Origin of the sequence: uncultured Altererythrobacter sp., from assembly GCF_913057185.1 — a bacterium.
Taxonomy (GTDB): Bacteria; Pseudomonadota; Alphaproteobacteria; order Sphingomonadales; family Sphingomonadaceae; genus Erythrobacter; species Erythrobacter rubellus.
The window spans coordinates 173,741-192,840 of sequence record NZ_CAJXNK010000002.1 but is presented as its reverse complement, the minus strand read 5'-3'; the positions used below and the strand labels follow the sequence as shown (position 1 = coordinate 192,840).

Genomic DNA, 19,100 nt, shown 5'->3' with positions numbered 1-19,100 from the left:
AATTACTGGTTGTTCTGACGGCCAAGGAAACGCGGGATGCTGAGCGAAGAGCCGCCCTCGTCGCCATCCTCGTCATCGTCCTCGTCGCTGTCAGAATCGCTGGCGCCGCGTGACAGATTTGCCATCCGCTCAAACAGCGTGCTTCCGCCTGCGGATGCAGCAGCTGGTGCAGCGCCTCTGCCGCCGGAACTGCCACTACTACCGCTTGCGCCGGAGGAGACAGCTTCTGACGTGTCTCCACCGAATCCCTCGCGCGAGGCAGGCGCAGCTTCACCGCCTTCGCTCGGCTCTGGCGAGACTTCAGACGTCAAATCGAACGGAGCTTCTTCGGCCAGCTCGTCAGCCACATCATCGGCATAAGGATCGTTGTCCTCATTACGCATGCCCGCAAGCGGATCGACGATGTCGTCAACATCATCATCCTCTTCGCTTTCACCCATATCATCACCGACTTGCATACCGGTAAGGTCAAACGGCTCCACCACAGGCGCCGCTTCCTCGACTTCTTCAGCCGCTCCGTATAGCTCGGACTCAGGCTCAGCCTCCATCGCGAGCTCCAATGGCTCATCGATGATCGGCTCTTCAACGGTTTCCGGCTCTTCTTCCGACAGCGCGATTACCGGGCGCTTGGGTGGGCGCGATGCGCTCAAGCTAATCGGAGTGCTCTGGGTGGTTGCTGAAATAGCGCTCTGATCGATACCGGTCGCGACAACGGATACGCGAATCTTTCCATCAAGGTCTGGATTGAACGCAGAGCCCCAAATGATGTTTGCATCTTCGTCAACCAGTTCACGGATATGGTTGGCTGCTTCATCTACTTCGAGCAGCTTCATATCTTCGCCGCCAATGATCGAGATGATCACGCCCTTGGCGCCTTGCATGCTGACCCCGTCGAGCAGCGGATTTGCAATCGCGCGTTCTGCGGCTTCGAGCGCACGGCTCTCGCCCTCGGCTTCGCCTGTACCCATCATCGCCTTGCCCATCTCGCTCATCACAGAGCGAACGTCGGCAAAGTCCAGATTGATGAGGCCCGGCATCACCATCAAATCAGTGATCGAACGCACGCCTTGTTGCAGCACTTCATCCGCCAGCTGGAACGCTTCCTTGAAAGTTGTCTCTGCCTTGGCGATCAGGAACAGGTTCTGGTTTGGAATCACGATCAGCGTATCGACGTGCTTTTGCAGCTCATCAATGCCAGCCTCGGCCGCGCGCATCCGCCGCGTACCTTCGAACAAGAATGGCTTGGTCACAACTCCAACCGTCAGCACACCCTTGCGCCGTGCGGCTTCCGCGATGACCGGTGCTGCGCCAGTACCCGTACCGCCACCCATGCCGGCAGCGATGAAAACCATGTTCACGCCTTCCAGCGCGTCTTCGATTTCCTTGACCGTTTCTTCCGCCGCAGCCTTGCCGACTTCGGGTCGAGCGCCCGCGCCCAGACCGCCTGTGATCTCTGGTCCAAGCTGGATCTTGCCGTCAGCCTTCGACATCGAAAGCGCTTGCGCGTCAGTGTTGGCACAGATGAAATCGACGCCTTCGATTTCGGACTCGATCATGTTGGCGATAGCGTTTCCGCCCGCCCCGCCAATTCCGACAACAGTGATGCGGGGACGAAGCTCGTCGCTAGAAGCTGGTCCGATATTGATACTCATCAGTTTTCCTCCGGGCGTGCTGGCCCTTTCCTTATAGATCACTTTGCCACAAAGGTATTGCACGGTTGATAGCGCATTCTCCCTTATCCACAGTGGTTAACCGACCCATTTCCCTGTATTTATACCTAGAAATTCTCTTTCAATGCTCGCATCAAACGGCCCACACCCAACCCCAATCCGAACCGCGAAATCGGCGCGCGGCTCTCGCCTACGCTCCGGATGTCAATCGGATCATCGGCCGCATAGAGACACAAGCCAGCCAACGTAGCAAATCCGGGAGTCGAATGCGCTTCGGGCAATCCCGTAAGCGAAGGCGGCTTGCCAATCCTAACCGGCATCCCCAGCGCGCTTTGCGCAAATTCCGCGAGCCCGGCAAGCTCAGCACCGCCGCCGGTCATAACCACCTGCCCACCGTTTGCGCCGGTAAACCTCATTGATTTCAATGCCTTGCCAATCTCATCGGTCAGGTGAGACAGGTTCTGCGTGACTATGGAGACAAGCTCGGCACGAGCGATACGGTTCTTGTCATCGGCACCGCGCGCAACCGGCCCTGCTTGATCATCACCCGGCCCGTTGACCGGGATCATCTCGCGATGATCCGTCGGGCTGGCAATTGCTGATCCGGAAACGCATTTAAGACGCTCCGCCTGGAAGCGGCGAATGCCAAAGGCAGATGCGATCGCATCGGTGATATCGCCTGAACCGTAAGGCAGCGCCTTCAGGCCGAGCAGCATACCGCCAGCATAAACCGCGACATTGGTCACCTCTCCGCCAATTTCCACCATCGCTACGCCAAGTTCGCGCTCTTCCTCGCTCAGGCAGGCATAGCCTGCAGCCAGTGGAGCAGCGACAACGGCCTCTACGTCCAGATGCGCGTTCTGCACCGCTTCGGTGAGGTTTCGCACCGGCGCGCCGTCCGCCAGCATGACATGCACATCGACGCCCAGCCGCTCTGCATGAAGACCTTTGGGGTTCGCTACACCATGTGCGCCATCAAGCGTGTAATGCGCAGGCTGCGCATGCAACACCATCCGCCCGTGCGGCTGAATGGTTTCTCGTGCGGATATCAGCAGGTGTTCGATGTCTTCTTCTTCGATGCGCCGACCATTGATGTCGATCTCGACCTTCGAAACCTGGCTTGCGAGTCCGGCTCCAGCGCAACCGACCCAAACGCTTTGCACGCTGGTGCCAGCATTCTTCTCTGCGCGCTCAACAGCGTCACGAATGGCGTAGGTGGCGGCCGCCATGTCAGTCACATAGCCGCGTTTGATACCGTTCGATGCGCGGTGGCCCGACCCCAGCACCTGTAATTCACCGTCCTCGGTAAGCCCCATGATCATCGCTGAAATACGGAATGAACCCGTATTGACCGCGCCAAAATAGCGGGTGAAGCGCTTACTAGCCATCAGGGGTGGTTTCTCCATCATCATTGCCGCCCAGAACGCGGTCTGCCCGGCCAGGAATTCGCATGTAGATGCGCGGTGGTGCCCGCATATCGAATGTCGTGACTTCGCCGCCGATCAAACGATTCTGTCCGTCGAGCCGCGCAAAGGACACCAGCGCTGTCGCGGCTTCATCCTCGCCTTGTGGCAACGCAAGCACCTGATTACTCTTGAAGGTCAAGTTCCAGCGGCGGTTGCCGACCCATTCCGCAGCGCGCACTTGCGGGCTTATCGCCGGCGCGGCTTCGAGCAGGTTGTCGAGTTGCTTGACCTGGCGCACGGCACCCGGGCCGGAAATCACCAGCCGATCTCCGATATCGGTGCGGTTGATCGGTTCAAGTTCATTGCCTTCAACGTCGACCAGCACGAGGTGGTCGGGTCTTTGCAGCACCGCATGCGGCACTCGTTCAACAATATCGATCGCCAGCGTTCCGGGAAGTTGACGGGAAACGCGAGCGTCCTTCACCCAAGGCAGTTCGAGCAGCTCTTCACGAATTGTGATGACATCAACGTCAGGCATAGGTTCGTTGCGTTGGCTAACCACACGTTCGTAGACGCGATCCTCATTCATTCGCTCGACGCCCGAAACCCGAACATGGCGCACTTCAAAGCCGGCATTGGCTGCGGATTGCGAAATCTGCGCCTGAACCAGAGCAGTGGCCCCAGAGATGCTTGCAATAAACCATGCCGCAACAAGTGCTGCTGCAATGATCAACCACAAAAAGATGCGCTGAAGCTGTTCTTCGGTGAAAGGCAGCAAGCCCATCAGCCAGTCGATAAAACCGCCGGTTGTCTTCTTCGCCTTGCGTGCGGTGTTTGCCCGCGCATTGGCTTTCGCGGCACTGCGTGCACCTCTAGCAGAGCGCCTAATCGTCGCCAAAGGTGCCTCCCGTCAGCTTGTCCGGTGCGTGCTTGCGTAAAGCCGCGGCGATCACCGCTTCCACCAGATCGGCATATTCCATCCCGGCGTACTTGCCTTGCTCAGGGACCAGACTGAGCGGTGTCATTCCGGGTTGGGTATTGGTTTCGAGCACAAACAGGCCATCCTCGCCCTGCTCATCATCCCAGCGGAAATCGGTGCGACTAACTCCGCTACATCCCAGCCTCAAATGCGCGGTTCGAGCATATTGTTCGCACAGCGCCGCGATCTCCGGCGGAATTTGCGCAGGGCAGACATGGACTGTCTTGCCGTCTGTGTATTTGTGCTCGTAGTCGTAAAAACCGGCGTCGATCACCAGCTCAGTGACGCCCAGTGCGCGCGGGCCCTCAGGCGTGTCGATCACAGCTGTTGTCAGCTCGCGCCCGCGGATAAATGGCTCTGCGAGGAGTTCTTTAAAATCCTGCCATGGTCCGGTCGAATCAGGCGCGATCGGATTGCCGTAATCGCTCTCATCCGTAACGATTGCAACGCCAACCGATGACCCTTCATTGACCGGCTTCAGCACATAGGGGCGCGGCAGCGGATCACGCTCGAATATCTCTTCACGGCTTACGATCCGTCCACCTGGAAAAGGCACGCCGTGTGGTCCAAGCACCATTTTGGTCAGCTGCTTGTCAATCGCGATGACCGAGGTTGCAAGGCCTGAATGTGTGTAAGGAACATCCATCAGATCAAGCATGCCCTGCACACTGCCATCCTCGCCAGGAACGCCATGCAGCGCATTGAACACGACATCGGGCGCAGCGTCTGCAATGCGGGCTGCAACCTCCCGGTCCATATCGATCCGCGTGACACGATGCCCCATGCTTTCGAGCGCGTCAGCAACGCCATTGCCGCTCATCACCGAGACTTCGCGTTCATTGGCCCAGCCGCCCATCAGGACTGCAACGTGAAGTTTGGGCAGCAAGCTCATGGCCGCCCCACCCGCTGGATTTCCCATTGCAGTTCGAAGCCGGAGTTTTCACGCACGCGGCGGCGCACCTCTTCGCCTAGCGCCTCGATATCGCCGCTGGTCGCATCGCCGGTGTTGATCAGGAAATTGGTGTGTTTCTCGCTCACCTGAGCACCGCCCATTGTCAGTCCGCGACAACCCGCCGCATCGACCAGCTCCCAGGCCTTGTGACCATCCGGATTCTTGAAAGTCGATCCGCCGGTCTTAGTGCGCAGTGGTTGCGATTCTTCGCGCGCTTTCGCGATGCGCTCCATCTCTGCGCCAATCGTCGCTGGATCACCCGGCGTGCCTTGAAAACGTGCCGAAACGACGATCGAACCCGAGGCCAGTTCCGAATGACGATAGGAATAGGCCAGTTCTTCAACCGGCACACGAGACAGTTTTCCGCATGGGAACATCACCTCGCAATCAATCAATATGTCCGCGACCTCACGCCCGTAAGCGCCGCCATTCATGCGTACGAACCCGCCTACTGTACCGGGTATGCCGCGCAGGAATTCGAGCCTGGCTATCCCGGCATCACGCGCAGTGGAAGATACAAGGATACCGCTGGCGCCGCCGCCGCATTCAAGCTGATCATCGTCAAGTACCTTGACGCCCGAAAATGCCTTGCCCAAACGAACAACCACACCTTCGACGCCGCCATCGCGTACAATCATGTTGGACCCTAGCCCAAGAGCCATAACCGGCATCGCGCGATCCAACGCGCTAAGAAAGTCTCGCAAGTCGTCAATATCGGCGGGCTCGAACAGCCAGTCCGCATTGCCTCCGGTCTTGAACCAAACAAGTTTTGCCAGCGGCGCATTCGGAGTGAGATTGCCGCGCACTTTTGGAAGTGTGTCGGCCATCATGGCTTGCCCCCGCGCGCACTCTCGATCGCCGGTGCAAGGCCCGCGGCCCATTTGGTGATATCGCCGGCACCCAGGCAAACAACAATGTCTCCAGCGTTCAGCTCTCTGGCGAGAGCTCCCGCAAGCTCGGTCTGGTCAGCTACCGCCACAGCAGAACGGTGCCCGCGTGATTTCAGTCCAGCCACCAGCGTAGCGGCGTTCACGCCATCGATGGGGTCTTCGCCCGCCGTGTAGACCGGCGTGACATAGACATGGTCAGCTTCGTTGAAACATGCCTGAAACTCGCCCATCAGATCCCGAAGGCGAGTATAGCGATGCGGCTGCGCAACGGCGAACACACGGCCACCATTATCGCCGCCGACCGCTTCGCGTGCTGCATTGAGCACGGCTGTGATTTCAACCGGGTGATGCGCATAGTCATCAATGATCGTCGCAGTACCGCCGTTGCAGGCCACTTCGCCTACCTTTGTGAAGCGCCGCCGAACGCCGCCGAATTGACCAAAGCCTTCGCGGATTACCTCGTCCGGGCAGCCCATCTCGATTGCGACTGCAATCGCCGCGAGCGCATTCTGCACATTATGCCGGCCCGGCATTGGCAGGCGCACACCTTCGATCCGGCGATCCTCTTCACCGCGCTGACGCACGATAACGTCAAATACATTGCCGCCCGCTTCGGAACGGATGTTTACGCCACAGATGTCCGCCTGAAGCGAAAAGCCATAGGTCACAACCTTGCGATCGCGCACCTGCCCGATCACGGCCTGCACCTCGGGGTGATCAATGCACAGAATGGCTGCGCCATAGAATGGTACATTGTGAATGAACTCGACGAATGCGCGCTTCACGCCGTCGAAATCACCGTAATGGTCCAGATGCTCGGGATCGATATTCGTAACAACCGCAATCGTGCCATCGAGCCGCAGGAAGCTGCCATCGCTTTCATCGGCTTCGACCACCATCCAGTCGCTGTCGCCCATGCGCGCATTCGAGCCATATTGCTCGATAATCCCCCCATTGATCACTGTGGGATCAATGTTCCCGCGATCGAGCAAGGCCGCGATCATACTGGTTGTGGTGGTTTTCCCGTGGGTACCCGCGACCGCAACGGTCGATTTCAACCGCATCAATTCCGCGAGCATTTCCGCGCGGCGCACCACCGGAATGCGGTTCTCGAGCGCATGTGCGACTTCGGGATTTGTTCGCCGCACTGCGGTTGAAGTGACCACCACAGCGGCCCCTTCGACATTTTCCTTCTCATGCCCGATGTGCACCGAAATGCCTTGTGCACGCAGCCGTTCAACACTGGGTCCTTCGTTCAGGTCAGACCCCTGAACCTTGTATCCCAGATTGTGCATCACCTCGGCTATGCCGGACATGCCGATCCCGCCGATTCCGACAAAGTGGATCACGCCAATCTCGGTTCCGACACCCTTCACTTGCCGTCACTCCCGATACCGCGGGTAGCATGCGAGGTAGATGCAGCACGTTCCGCAGCGATATCTTTGGCTGTCTCTCCAACACGGATGACATCCATCATATCCGCGCCGCCAAAACTTTCGACCAGGTCGGCCAAGTCTTTCGCTGCATTTGGGCGTCCGCAATTCCATGCAGCATGCGCAGCATTGGCCAGCGATTGCGGCGCCTTGGCCATGGCTTGAATTTGCAACGAGATGTCTTTGGAAAGCTTCTGCAAAGCATCAGATTGCGCAATGCGCTCGCGATTGTCCTTGTCCTCAAGACCACTGACTTCGCCAACCGTAACCGATGGCTGGCGGATCATTCGCGCCCCACCCGCCTTCACCATTTCGCGGGTATTCGCAGCCTGGTGATCGTCGGTCGCTATGGGCAGCGGGATGAGGATGCCCGGACGGCCCACAGCGGTCAGCTCCGCGATCGTCGAAGCCCCTGCGCGGCCGATGAACAAATGGCATTCCGCCAGCCGCGCTTCCATATCCTCGAAATAAGTGCCCAGCTCCGCCGGGATATCATGTGTGCGATAGCGCTCGCGAACACGGTCGAGGTCTTCTGCGCGGCATTGCTGTGTGACTTGCAGGCGTTGGCGCAGGGCGGGCGGCAACATGGCCAGCCCATCAGGGACAACTTCGGACAGAATACGCGCGCCCTGACTGCCGCCAGTAACCAGCACTTTGAGAAGACCATCCTCAGTGAACGGCGGATAATCCTCATCACGCAGTGCAAGCACTTCGGGGCGGACGGGATTGCCGACCAGATGCACCTTGTCGATGTACTTGTGCTTCAGCCGTTCAATCTCTGTGAACGCGGTTGCAATCGCATCAACGCGTCCGGCCAACATGCGGTTCACGCGGCCCAGAACCGCGTTTTGCTCGTGAAGCACGCTCGGAATGTCTGCGCTTGTCGCCGCTAGCATTGCCGGGGCCGCCGGATAGCCGCCAAAGCCAACCACAGCGGTCGGTTCAAAGCTCTCAAACAGGCGCAGCGCCATACGCCGCCCTTCCAGCAAAGCCTTCAGCCCACCAAACCAGCGCAGGGGATTCTTGCCAAAACGCCCGGCTGGGATGACATGCGACGTCAGGAAATCCGGCTTGCCAGGGATTTCCGCGCCACGCTGATCGGTAATCAGCGCCACGTGATGGCCGCGCTGATCCAGTTCTGTCGCAAGGGCGAATGCCGGGATCAGGTGCCCTCCTGTCCCGCCCGCAGCCAGCACGAAATGCCGGCTTGAGCCTGTGCGTACCGAGCCGCTCATGCAGCCTCCTCCTTGCGTTCCATCATCGCCTTCAAACCACGAGTCTCCCGCTTCAGGAACGGATTGCGACGCGTGATAGCCAGCAATAGCCCAACTGTAAGGCACATGGCGATAGTTGATGATCCGCCATAGCTGATCAACGGCAAGGTCATACCTTTCGATGGGAAGAGCTGCAGATTGACCAGGATGTTGATGAAGGCCTGGCCACCAATTGCTGCGATCAGGCCCGCGCTGGCCAGCACAGTAAACAGGTTCTCCTCATCCACCAGCCGCATAAGCAAACGCCACACGATTGCCAGGTAAAGCACAACTACCAGGGCGCAGGTGATGAGGCCGAACTCCTCCCCGATTACAGAGAAGATATAGTCCGTATGCGCTTCGGGCAGGTTCATCTTGCGCACGCCCAGCCACAATCCTGTGCCGGTCCAGCCGCCCGCCATCAGCGTTCGCTGCGCCAGATCAACCTGATCAAATGCTGTGCCTCCACCCAGGAACGCATCGATCCGGTGCCGCGCATTGTCATACAGGAAATAGGCCGCCGTCAGTCCGGCAATCCCGGCTCCAACGATAATGCTCAAACGTTGCACGCTGATTCCCGACAGCAGCACCAGCACAAACCAGATGCCTGCAAACAACAGCGTCGCGCCCAAATTCGGCTGCATCATCAGCAACAAAGCGATAACGCCCATAATCACGCTAGCCATAGGTACAACCGGCAATTCGGGATCACGCAAGCGCAGGCTCAATATCCACGCAAGCAGAATTGCAAAACCGGGCTTGAGAAACTCTGACGGCTGAAGCGAAAAGCCCAGATCCAGCCAACGCTGCGCGCCATTGCGCTCAAACCCGAAAATGGGGACCAATGCGAGCAGAACCAGCGTTACCGATGCAAGCAAGATGCCTGCTTGACGAGCGCGTTCGCGGGTCAGCGTGGACACGCCGATCATCGCGACCAGACCCAGAAATTGCCAAACAATATGCTGCTTCAGAAAGTAGAATTCGCTCAATTGCACTTCGCTGGTGGAAAGTCGCGAGGCGCTGGCGGGCGATGCTGACGCAACGGCAGCAGTACCGAATAACATCAGTATCAGGATCAGTGTCAGCAAAACCTTGTCGATCTCGCGCCACCAGATGCGCAATTGATCGCGCCAGTTAAGCTTCAAATGCGCGCCGCCTGATGCAGCGCCGCCTTGGCGCGGAATATAGGGTTTGACGGTGCTCATTCAGCGTCCCCGGCCTGCAAGGCGGACCGAATCTCTTCACTTGCATTTGTCAGCGCCGCGACAACTTGGCGGAAAGCCGCGCCGCGTGCTTCATAGTCGCGGAACTGATCGAAGCTGGCGCAGGCTGGCGAAAGCAGAATAACGTCCCCCTCGCGCGCCGATGCCTTGGCGCGGCAGACCGCATCCTGAAGCATTTCTGCGCGTTCAACGTGGACATGCGGCTCAAGCAATTCGGTAAATCGCGGGCCGGCCTCCCCAATGGTGTAGGCGGCGGCGATGTTGCCGAGATGCTGCTCGCATGGGCCAAGCCCGTCTTCCTTGGGCAGTCCGCCGACGATCCAGTGAATGCGCGGGCGGCCGTTCTCGGGTGGGTAAGCCGCCAGCGCGGGGGCGGTACTGTCCGGATTGGTTGCCTTGCTGTCGTTAATATAGAGCACGCCCTCGTGGCGGGTAACGAGCTCCATGCGATGCGGAAGGCCACGAAAGCTCTTCAACCCTTCATTGATCTTCTCGACTGTCAGGCCAAGCCAAGCGCAGACCGCCATCGCGGCACCAGCGTTTTCGGCGTTGTGCGGCCCTTGAAGAGAGGGCCATTCAGCCTGAGCAGTTTCATCAGCTGAAACGATACCGTTAAACCCAGCCTCACCTAGTCGGACCAAACCTGCCTCGAAAGCTTGCCAATTGAGCAATGCATAGCTCTGATCGCCTTGCATCTCAAAAAGCCGCGCCTTGCTCGCTGCATATTTCTCGAAGCTACCATCATAGCGATCCAGATGGTCGGGCGTGATGTTGAGGATCACTGCCACGTCACAATCGAGCGAGTACGTCAGGTCGATCTGGTAACTCGACAACTCCAGCACATAGACCCCGCCTACTGGGAGCGGATCCTGCGCCAGGATCGGTAGTCCGATATTGCCGCCCATCGTGGTCCGCACCCCGGCTGTTTTCAGGATATGGTGCACCAGCGCGGTGGTGGTTGATTTGCCGTTGGTGCCGGTAATCCCGACAACCTTGTGCGGCGGCAATTCAGCTCGTGCGAGCGCGAACAGCTCAATATCGCCGATCACCGGCACACCGAAGTTCTCGGCATGCGGCTTGATCGGATGCGTGTTGAGCGGAACACCGGGAGAGACGACCACCCCATCGAAACCGGTCAGGTCCATCTCGAGCGGATCGGCGAGCTCACAGCGTCCCTCGAAAGGTTTGCGCGCCACATCCTGCCGGTCCCACGCGACAACGCGCGCACCGCTCGCCAACAAGGTCTCGACCGTCGCTGCGCCAGAGCGCGCGAGGCCAAGCACCGCGTAGGTTTTTCCAGAAAAGGCCTTCGCGGTGATCATGCGTTCGTCACCTCACCTTCAGCGTGGCGAGACCCGCCATCGCCAGCACGATGGCGATGATCCAGAAGCGGATCACGACCTTGCTTTCGCTCCAGCCCAACTGTTCGAAATGGTGATGGATCGGCGCCATCCGGAATACGCGTTTGCCGGTCCGCTTGAACCAGAACACCTGAATGATAACGCTGGCGGTTTCGACCACGAACAAGCCGCCCACGATCAGCAGCACGATCTCGTGATGGCTCGCGACTGCAATCGCACCCAGCGCACCGCCAAGAGCAAGCGACCCCGTGTCGCCCATGAACACGGCGGCAGGCGGCGCATTGAACCACAGAAAGGCAAGCCCTGCCCCCATTATTGCCGCGCAGAAGATCGCAAGTTCACCCGCACCCTCAACATAGGGAATGCCGAGGTATTCGGAATAGTCGACGCGGCCCACAAGATAGGCAATGATAGCGAATGTTCCCGCAGCGATGATTACCGGCATGATCGCGAGGCCATCCAGCCCGTCAGTCAGGTTCACGGCATTGCCGAAGCCGACGATCAGAGTGGCGGCAAGGACGAAATAGAACGGCCCAAGCGGGATCGAAACGCCGCTGAAGAACGGTACATAGAGATTGGTGCTGACCTGGCTGACGATGATGTAGCTCGCGATCCCAGCGACTATAAACTCCAGCAGCAAGCGCACCTTGCCCGAAACGCCGCGGTGGCTCGCCTTGGTAACCTTGTCGTAATCGTCGAGAAAACCGATCAGGCCGAAGCCAATTGTCACCGCCAAACACGCCCAAACCAGCGGGTTGGTTATGTCCATCCACAGCAGCAAGGAGAAGCTGAGCGAGACAAGGATCATCAGCCCGCCCATCGTCGGCGTGCCGACTTTCGCCAGATGGCTTTGAGGGCCGTCAGCCCGGATCGGCTGCCCCTTGCCCTGCCTTACGCGAAGCAAGTTGATAAAGCGCGGCCCGATCAACAGGCCGAAGAACAGCGCTGTGATCAACGTCGCGCCCGCACGAAACGTCTGGTAACGGATAAGGTTCAATACACCTTCGAAACCCAGCCATTCGGCGATCAGGTAGAGCATTTATTGTTCCTAGGTCTTGGACTGGGCGAGCGCCCCGCCAATCCCGGTAAAGTGTGACACCAGCGCACCAAGTCCGACTGAATTAGAGCCTTTGATCAGGATCGCATCTCCTTGCGTTATCCCGAATTCATTCAGCGCCGCAATCGCCTCGGCAGGGTTATCGCAATGCGTGAAACCATGGGTAATGCCAAGCGAGGCGCCGGCGAGTTTCCCCAACTCCGCAGCGAGGGCGCGCATCTCGTCGCCAACCAGCACCGCATAATCCACTTTCGCCTCGGAAAGAGGCTCGGTCAGCTGCGCATGGAACTTGTCACTGAAATCGCCCAATTCCTTCATGCTGCCCAGCACGGCCACGCGGCGGGTTGCCGGCGTTTGACCTAGCGCTTTCAAGGTGGCCCGCATCGATGCCGGATTGGCGTTGTAGCTTTCATCAATCATCAGAGCCTTGCCGCCCGGAACCGCGATATGATGGCGCGCACCGCGCCCTTTGAGCCCGCCCATTTCAGCAAGCGCCAAGCCCGCTGCACCCAAGTCTCCGCCCGCTGCATTCACAGCCGCCATGACACCGAGCGAATTGGCGATCCAGTGCTCACCTGGCTCTGCAACGGAATAGCATACACGGGTATCACCCAGATCGGCCGTCACTAGCGAACCGCCATTGGCGCTGGGAATGGCATCGAGCAAACGAACATCTGCGTCTTTGGCCGCACCGAAAGTGACAACCTTTGCGCCGAATTTCTCAGCCACTGAGCGCATCTGTTGGCAATAGGGACTGTCGGCGGGGATCACCGCTGTGCCGCCTGGCATCAGGCCGGAGAAAATCGAGGCTTTCTCCTCGGCAATGGCTTCTATGCTGCCAAGATTCTCTATGTGAGCTGGAGCGATAGTGGTGATCAGCGCGACATGCGGGCGAACGTGCTCTGCCAGAGGTGCGATTTCTCCAGCGTGGTTCATTCCCATTTCGAACACGCCGAACTTGCTGCGCGCAGGCATACGAGCGAGCGTCAACGGCACCCCGACATGGTTGTTATAGCTGCGAATGCTGCGATGCGCGCTACCGCGACTTGCGCGGTCGAGCGACAGGAAGATTGCCTCTTTCATGCCAGTCTTGCCGACTGATCCGGTGATGCCGATGCGCACGGCTTCGCTGCGTTCGCGGGCGGCATGGGCTAGCGCGTGAAGCGCCGCTGTCGTGTCCTCAACGAGCACATGCGGGTACTCGACTGGACGATCGACGATCGCCGCAACTGCACCATTGGCAAAAGCTTGCGGCAGAAATTTGTGCCCGTCCATCGCGTCGCCCTTGAGTGCAATGAACAGATAGCCGCGCTTCACATCGCGGCTATCCATTTCGACGCCCGAAGCCTGAAATTCATGGCTGGCGGTGCCACCAGTCGCAACTGCAATCTCTGCCGCGCTCCACAGCGCCATGGGTAGCGCATCGCGTTGTGCGATGGGCCAATTACGCAGGGCTCGAAGTGCACTCATGCTCGCGCCTCCGCAGCAGCACATTCTCGCGCTACCTGCACATCGTCAAACGGCAATACCCGCATGTTTTCTCCTGACCCGATTATTTGCCCTTGTTCATGACCCTTGCCAGCAACAAGGACGATATCTTCAGCGTTTGCCTGACGGATCGCTTCAGCGATCGCGTCACGTCGATCCGCGACTTCGTGAGCATCCGGCGCGCCGGCCAGCACTGCTGCGCGGATAGTCGCAGGATCCTCACCGCGTGGATTGTCATCCGTGACGATCACTAGCTCGCTGCCCTTTGCAGCGGCTGCGCCCATTGCAGCGCGTTTTCCCTGGTCGCGGTCACCACCTGCGCCGAACACAGTGATAAGCTTGCCTTCAACATGCGGACGCAGCGCTGCAATCGCCGCTTCCAGCGCGTCTGGCGTATGAGCATAGTCGACATATACCGGCGCGCCTTGTGCGGTGATTACTGCACGTTCAAGCCGACCACGAACCGGTTGCAAGCGGCCTGCGGCATCGAAAACCTGGGATGGTGATGCGCCCGTCGCGATTGCTAACGCGCAAGCTGTCAGCGCATTGGCCGCCTGATAGGCTCCAATCAGCGGGAGCTTGATTGTGCAGGATACGCCTTCATGCTCGATTTCGAGCATTTGTCCCAATTGCGTTGGCGTGCGCTCTTTCAAGGTAATGAATCCACCTCTCGGACCCACCGTCAGGACTTTTAGGCCGCGCGCTTCTGCATGCTCGATAGGCTTGGCGGTCCATTCGCTATCGCTATCGCCGTGCCAAACAATTGCAGCTGCACCCGGTTCAAGCACTTCATCGAACAGGCGCATCTTGGCCTCGAAATAGGCTTCCATGGAGCCGTGATAGTCGAGGTGATCGCGGCTGAAATTGGTGAAAGCCCCAGCAGTTACCGGCACACCTTCGTTGCGAAACTGGTCCAACCCATGGCTGGACGCTTCGTAAGCGACATGAGTCACACCTTCGCGCGCGAGCCCACTCATATTGCTGAGAAACGAGACGATATCGGGCGTTGTCAGACCGGTCGAAACGCTTTCATCCGGTGTTGTCACACCCAGCGTTCCGATACTCGCCGCCCGCTCTCCGCACATACGCCAGATCTGGCGGGTCATTTCAACGCAGGATGTCTTGCCGTTCGTGCCGGTCACCGCGACAATGTGCCCAGGGACAGGCGTGAAGAATGCTGCCGCCAGATGGGCAAAGGCACGGCGCGGTTCCGGGTCGGCAATGTGCACCGCGCCCGAAACGCGCGCTTCGGGTCGCGCAACAACTGCCACGGCACCCGCTTCAACAGCCGCAGGAATGAAATCCTCCCCGTTGAATTTAGCACCCTGGAAGGCACCGAAAACCGTGCCGGGAGCCACCTTTCGATTGTCAATCGCGAAGCCGGTGACCTGTGTCTGCTCGCCTTCTGTCAGCGCGATGCCTGCCGCCTGTGCCAGCGCCCCCAACTTCATCACTTCTTCTCCGGCACAAGGCGATCTATGTCAGACAGATCGACATCGCGGGTGTTGTCTGGGCGCACACCCAACAGCGGTCCGATGCGCGGAACGAGGCGCCCGACGATCGGCGCCGCGGTCCAACCGGCTGTCCGTTGAAAGGAGCTGGCGACTGTGCCGCGCGGCTCATCAAGCATGGCCACCACAACGTAGCGCGGACGATCCATCGGAAAGGCCGAGGCAAATGTCGAGATGAGCGCATTCTGGCGATATCCGCCGCGCGTCGGCTTTTCAGCAGAGCCGGTCTTGCCGCCTACGCGGTAACCCTGTGCATCGGCAAACCGGCCGGTGCCGTAAAGTGCGGTCATACGCAGCAGCTGACGCATCTGAGCGGAGGTTGATGCCTTGAACACCCGGCGGCCGCGCGGCACATCTTGCGGCGCGATTTTGTGCAAGGTCGCAGGACGCCAAATGCCACCATTGACCATTGCCGCATATGCGCTCGCCAAATGCAGAGGTGTAACCGACACACCGTGACCGAACCCGACGTTCATCGTTTTCAGCCGTCCCCAGCGCGATTCCTGCCAGATCGGGTGGCCCCGCGCTGGCAATTCGATATAGGGCCGCTCGCTCATGCCGAGATCGGTCAGTGTGCGGCGAAGGCGCTCTTCACCCAACTGATCAGCAATCCGGACCGTAACGGTATTGGATGAATACATCATCGCTTCGGCTACGTTCAGCGTATCGCCGTGATCTTTGGAATCGGTAAAAGTCTTGCGCCCGACTTCTGCCGGTGTTGCGTCCCAGCGAGTGCCAAGATCGCGCACGATACCTGCATCGATTGCAGCAGCGAAAGTGATCGGTTTGAATGTCGAGCCCAGCTCGTACACCTGATTGGTGACACGGTTGAAGACCGGAGCATTCTTTCCCTGCGCCGCTGCTTCCTCCGACTGCATCAGATCGCTTTGTGTAACAGCGTTCGGATCAAAGTCAGGCAGGGACGCCATCGCCACGATCTCGCCGGTATCAACGTCCAATACCACGCCAGCCGCGCCAAGCGCATTCACGGCCAACATGCCGCGGCGCAGTTCGTCCTCCAATGCGCCTTGCACGCGAATATCGAGAGATAACGGCACAGAATCGCCGCGCAACACCGGATCGGCAAGCCGCTCATGCAACACTTGCTCCATGCCGATCTTGCCCTGTCCGTCGGCGTCAATGTAGCCTAGAACATGTGCCGCCAGCTGGCCTTGCGGATAATGGCGATCATTCTCGCGCGGCATTTCGAGCGCGAGTTCGCCGATGGCCTGAACTTTGTTCGCGTCTTCGGGAAGCACGCGGCGGCGCAGATAGCCGGATTTGCCGGACGCCAACCGTTCAGCCACATCAATTTCGTCGATCTCAGGGAAGATCGCCTTGAGACTTGCGGCGACTTCTTGCGGAGATTTCACAAGCGGTGAGCCCCCCTCACTCATCGCCTTTGGATTGAACCATAGAGCATAGGCCGGAAAAGCGCGCGCCAAAGGCACGCCGTTGCGATCAGTGATCTCGCCACGCGGCGGAAGCAGCGCTTCCTCCAAGGACGTGCGCACCGGGCCGTGATCGGCCAGGCCCAGATAGGCGATACGCATCAGCGCAGCAGCCGCGACCAGCGCGAACATGATCGCGATCCACAGCACACGCCAGCGCGCCTGGAAAAGCGATTGTTGGCGAAGATTTACTAGGTGGGCCCTGCCGCTTCCGAATGCTGCACTGGCCGAAAGTGCGTTCATTCAGCAGCCTCGGCGCTCAGGAAAGTGCGCGCTTGCGCAGGCCGGATTGGTGAGGCTTCGGCGACGAACTCGCCCAATGCTTCTGCAAATGTAGTCGCTGCATCGGGTGTGTTGACCGCCGCCAGTGTAACCGGCTTGCCGGATACCGGTGAAACCATAGCGCGCGGCTGGGTAGCGCCCGAACCCTCGAGTGGGATCTGTGCCACAGCAACCCTGATCGGGCTGGGCGCAGTTGGTGCACGGTCTCCACCGTAGGCCGCCAATTGACGCTCGTTTTCAATGTATTGATCGGGGCGCGCAGCCTGCAGCCCGAACTCGACAGCGTTCCAGTTAGACAACTGGCGCTGATTGGCACGCGCCTGGAATTCGGTTTCCAGCATCATGGTCTCGCGCTCAAGCCGGATCAGCTCGCGCTCCGCCAGCAGCACTTCGCTTTTCACAGAGTGAACCTGAAAACTCAGTGCAACGAACAATCCCACGACCGCGGCCAATACAACCGCCCATCCGACTTGACGCAAACGAGAACCAGCGAGTGTCATGCGGCAACCTTTCGTGCAGGAGTATCGCTGCGCACGGCATGGCGTAGCGTTGAAGAACGGGCGCGCGGGTTGCGCGCGATTTCCGCCTCAGACGGGCGGATCGCCTTGGAAATCTGAGTGAAAATCGCAGGCTGCTGATCGGTTTCAGGCAGGTGCCGCGATCCGGAATTGCGCCCGGATGCGTCGCGCAGGAAGCGCTTCACAATCCGGTCTTCCAGGCTGTGAAAGCTCACCACGGCAAGCTTGCCACCGCTGCGAAGCAATTGCTCTGCCGCGCTCAAGCCTTCGCGCAGTTCGTCCAGCTCTCCATTCACATGAATGCGTATCGCTTGAAAGCTACGCGTGGCGGGATCCTTCTTGTCGCTGGGCTTGTAGCCAAGCGCCTTGCGAACCACCCGGGCTAGCTCGCCCGTAGTCGTAAGCGGACGTGCAGCAATGATGGCGCGCGCGACCCGGCGCGACTGGCGTTCTTCGCCATATTCATAGAGCACGTCCGCTATCTGAGAATCTGAAGCTGTATTGAGAAAATCAGCGGCGCTTTCGCCTGCCTGGCTCATGCGCATGTCGAGCGGACCATCAGCCGAGAACGCAAAGCCGCGTTCGGCCTGATCGAGCTGCATCGAAGAGACGCCAATATCCATGGCGACACCGTCAACCTGAGCGATGCCCACCTCGGCAAGCGAAGCCACCATCTCGGAAAAGCACCGCGGATGGAGCACGAGACGCGGAGGGGTTGTACGCGCCTCAGCCCATCCGCGGCCTTGCGCGGTCGCATCCGGATCGCGGTCGAAGGCATGGACAGTTGCGCCGCGGTCAAGCAGCGCGCGGGTGTAGCCACCCGCACCGAATGTTGCATCGACGATAACGTCGCCGGGCTGCGGATCGAGCGCAGCGATGACTTCGTCGAGAAGCACAGGGATGTGCGGAGCCTCAGCGGCAGAGGTCATTTGCTGCCTCCTTTGGCTTTGGCCTTGGCCTGTGCTTCCGCGACCAAATTGGCGCAGGCGGCTTGCGCCGCCTCCCATTCATCGCCCATCTGCGAAAGCTCGTCTGGATTCCAGATCGTGAAGAACCGGCCGGCACCCTGGAAATAGAGACCATCATCAACGCGGCCCAGCGTCCGCAAGTGATCGGGCATGATAAAGCGACCGCTGTCATCAAATGGGACTTGCGCGAAACCGAAAAGCTGGCTGGCGCGAAGATCGTAGTCGAAGTCACGGCCCAAGCGCAGAGCACGCTCTTCCTCGCGGTCGATCTGAGCGTTCAATTCGTCATTGCGCGAAAGACCAAAGCCAACGAGGCAATTCCAGCGATCATGCTTGTCGAGGCACAAGATGCGACCGCCGGAGGATTCCTTTACCGCCTTGCGGAAGGAAGGAGGCAGGACAAAGCGGTTCTTATCACCCGCGGGTGAAAAAGCCTGTCCACTGTATCCTCCGAAAGACAACTGCCCCTCTCCACCCTAATCCCTGCGCGATGAAGGCCCCTTCCCTCACCATCTACGGACACAGCTTCACCGTCGCCGCCAGCGCGCGAGCGCAAACAGCGCGCTTCGAGAAACAGAAGCGCAGCACGAAACGTCATGTCCGATGGAAGACGGTCATATCGCGGGCACAGTGGGGATGGAAGGGGTTTTTGCGGGAA

Annotated in this window: 16 protein-coding genes; all 16 read right to left on the bottom strand. The window is 59.3% G+C overall.

What is annotated here, in order from left to right:
• Positions 1–2 precede the first annotated feature (2 nt).
• The 16 genes from ftsZ to QZ487_RS08685 all read right to left on the bottom strand — a co-directional run bounded on the left by ftsZ (position 3) and on the right by QZ487_RS08685 (position 18,903).
• On the bottom strand, positions 3–1,652 hold the full coding sequence (gene ftsZ, locus QZ487_RS08760) for a cell division protein FtsZ (RefSeq protein ID WP_296024393.1): 1,650 nt from the start codon (positions 1,650–1,652) through the stop codon (positions 3–5).
• A 125-nt stretch (positions 1,653–1,777) separates the two neighbouring features.
• The gene (ftsA, locus tag QZ487_RS08755; RefSeq protein WP_296024389.1) at positions 1,778–3,058 is read right to left on the bottom strand and encodes a cell division protein FtsA; all 1,281 of its coding nucleotides are present in this window, start codon (positions 3,056–3,058) and stop codon (positions 1,778–1,780) included.
• Positions 3,051–3,974: an FtsQ-type POTRA domain-containing protein gene (locus QZ487_RS08750; RefSeq protein WP_285975586.1), complete on the bottom strand. Its 924-nt coding sequence runs from the start codon at positions 3,972–3,974 to the stop codon at positions 3,051–3,053. Before QZ487_RS08750 ends, ftsA begins: the two co-directional genes overlap by 8 nt.
• The gene (locus tag QZ487_RS08745; protein WP_296024383.1) at positions 3,961–4,947 is read right to left on the bottom strand and encodes a D-alanine--D-alanine ligase; all 987 of its coding nucleotides are present in this window, start codon (positions 4,945–4,947) and stop codon (positions 3,961–3,963) included. Before QZ487_RS08745 ends, QZ487_RS08750 begins: the two co-directional genes overlap by 14 nt.
• Positions 4,944–5,834, bottom strand: coding sequence for a UDP-N-acetylmuramate dehydrogenase (murB, locus tag QZ487_RS08740; protein ID WP_296025320.1), 891 nt, complete (start codon positions 5,832–5,834; stop codon positions 4,944–4,946). The genes QZ487_RS08745 and murB overlap by 4 nt, the downstream gene beginning before the upstream one ends.
• Entirely contained in the window at positions 5,834–7,273 is a 1,440-nt protein-coding gene (gene murC, locus QZ487_RS08735; RefSeq protein ID WP_285975588.1) for a UDP-N-acetylmuramate--L-alanine ligase, read from the bottom strand. The genes murB and murC overlap by 1 nt, the downstream gene beginning before the upstream one ends.
• Entirely contained in the window at positions 7,270–8,565 is a 1,296-nt protein-coding gene (gene murG, locus QZ487_RS08730) for an undecaprenyldiphospho-muramoylpentapeptide beta-N-acetylglucosaminyltransferase (protein ID WP_296024377.1), read from the bottom strand. Before murG ends, murC begins: the two co-directional genes overlap by 4 nt.
• Positions 8,562–9,788: an FtsW/RodA/SpoVE family cell cycle protein gene (locus tag QZ487_RS08725; protein ID WP_296024375.1), complete on the bottom strand. Its 1,227-nt coding sequence runs from the start codon at positions 9,786–9,788 to the stop codon at positions 8,562–8,564. The genes murG and QZ487_RS08725 overlap by 4 nt, the downstream gene beginning before the upstream one ends.
• Positions 9,785–11,128 carry a UDP-N-acetylmuramoyl-L-alanine--D-glutamate ligase gene (gene murD / locus QZ487_RS08720; protein WP_296024372.1) on the bottom strand — a complete coding sequence of 448 codons (1,344 nt, stop codon included), beginning with the start codon at positions 11,126–11,128 and terminating at the stop codon, positions 9,785–9,787. Before murD ends, QZ487_RS08725 begins: the two co-directional genes overlap by 4 nt.
• Positions 11,129–11,135: 7 nt before the next feature.
• Positions 11,136–12,206 (bottom strand): phospho-N-acetylmuramoyl-pentapeptide-transferase, encoded by a 1,071-nt coding sequence (gene mraY / locus QZ487_RS08715; protein WP_296024369.1) that lies wholly within the window; start codon positions 12,204–12,206, stop codon positions 11,136–11,138.
• 9 nt (positions 12,207–12,215) lie between these two features.
• Entirely contained in the window at positions 12,216–13,694 is a 1,479-nt protein-coding gene (gene murF, locus QZ487_RS08710) for a UDP-N-acetylmuramoyl-tripeptide--D-alanyl-D-alanine ligase (protein WP_285975593.1), read from the bottom strand.
• A complete protein-coding gene (locus QZ487_RS08705; protein ID WP_296024366.1) occupies positions 13,691–15,163 on the bottom strand; it encodes a UDP-N-acetylmuramoyl-L-alanyl-D-glutamate--2,6-diaminopimelate ligase in 1,473 nt (490 codons plus the stop codon). The genes murF and QZ487_RS08705 overlap by 4 nt, the downstream gene beginning before the upstream one ends.
• Entirely contained in the window at positions 15,163–16,917 is a 1,755-nt protein-coding gene (locus QZ487_RS08700; protein WP_296024364.1) for a penicillin-binding protein 2, read from the bottom strand. The genes QZ487_RS08705 and QZ487_RS08700 overlap by 1 nt, the downstream gene beginning before the upstream one ends.
• The gene (locus QZ487_RS08695) at positions 16,914–17,456 is read right to left on the bottom strand and encodes a hypothetical protein (RefSeq protein WP_285975596.1); all 543 of its coding nucleotides are present in this window, start codon (positions 17,454–17,456) and stop codon (positions 16,914–16,916) included. The genes QZ487_RS08700 and QZ487_RS08695 overlap by 4 nt, the downstream gene beginning before the upstream one ends.
• A complete protein-coding gene (rsmH, locus tag QZ487_RS08690) occupies positions 17,453–18,403 on the bottom strand; it encodes a 16S rRNA (cytosine(1402)-N(4))-methyltransferase RsmH (RefSeq protein WP_296024360.1) in 951 nt (316 codons plus the stop codon). The genes QZ487_RS08695 and rsmH overlap by 4 nt, the downstream gene beginning before the upstream one ends.
• The gene (locus QZ487_RS08685; protein ID WP_285975598.1) at positions 18,400–18,903 is read right to left on the bottom strand and encodes a division/cell wall cluster transcriptional repressor MraZ; all 504 of its coding nucleotides are present in this window, start codon (positions 18,901–18,903) and stop codon (positions 18,400–18,402) included. Before QZ487_RS08685 ends, rsmH begins: the two co-directional genes overlap by 4 nt.
• Between the last annotated feature and the right edge of the window lie 197 nt (positions 18,904–19,100).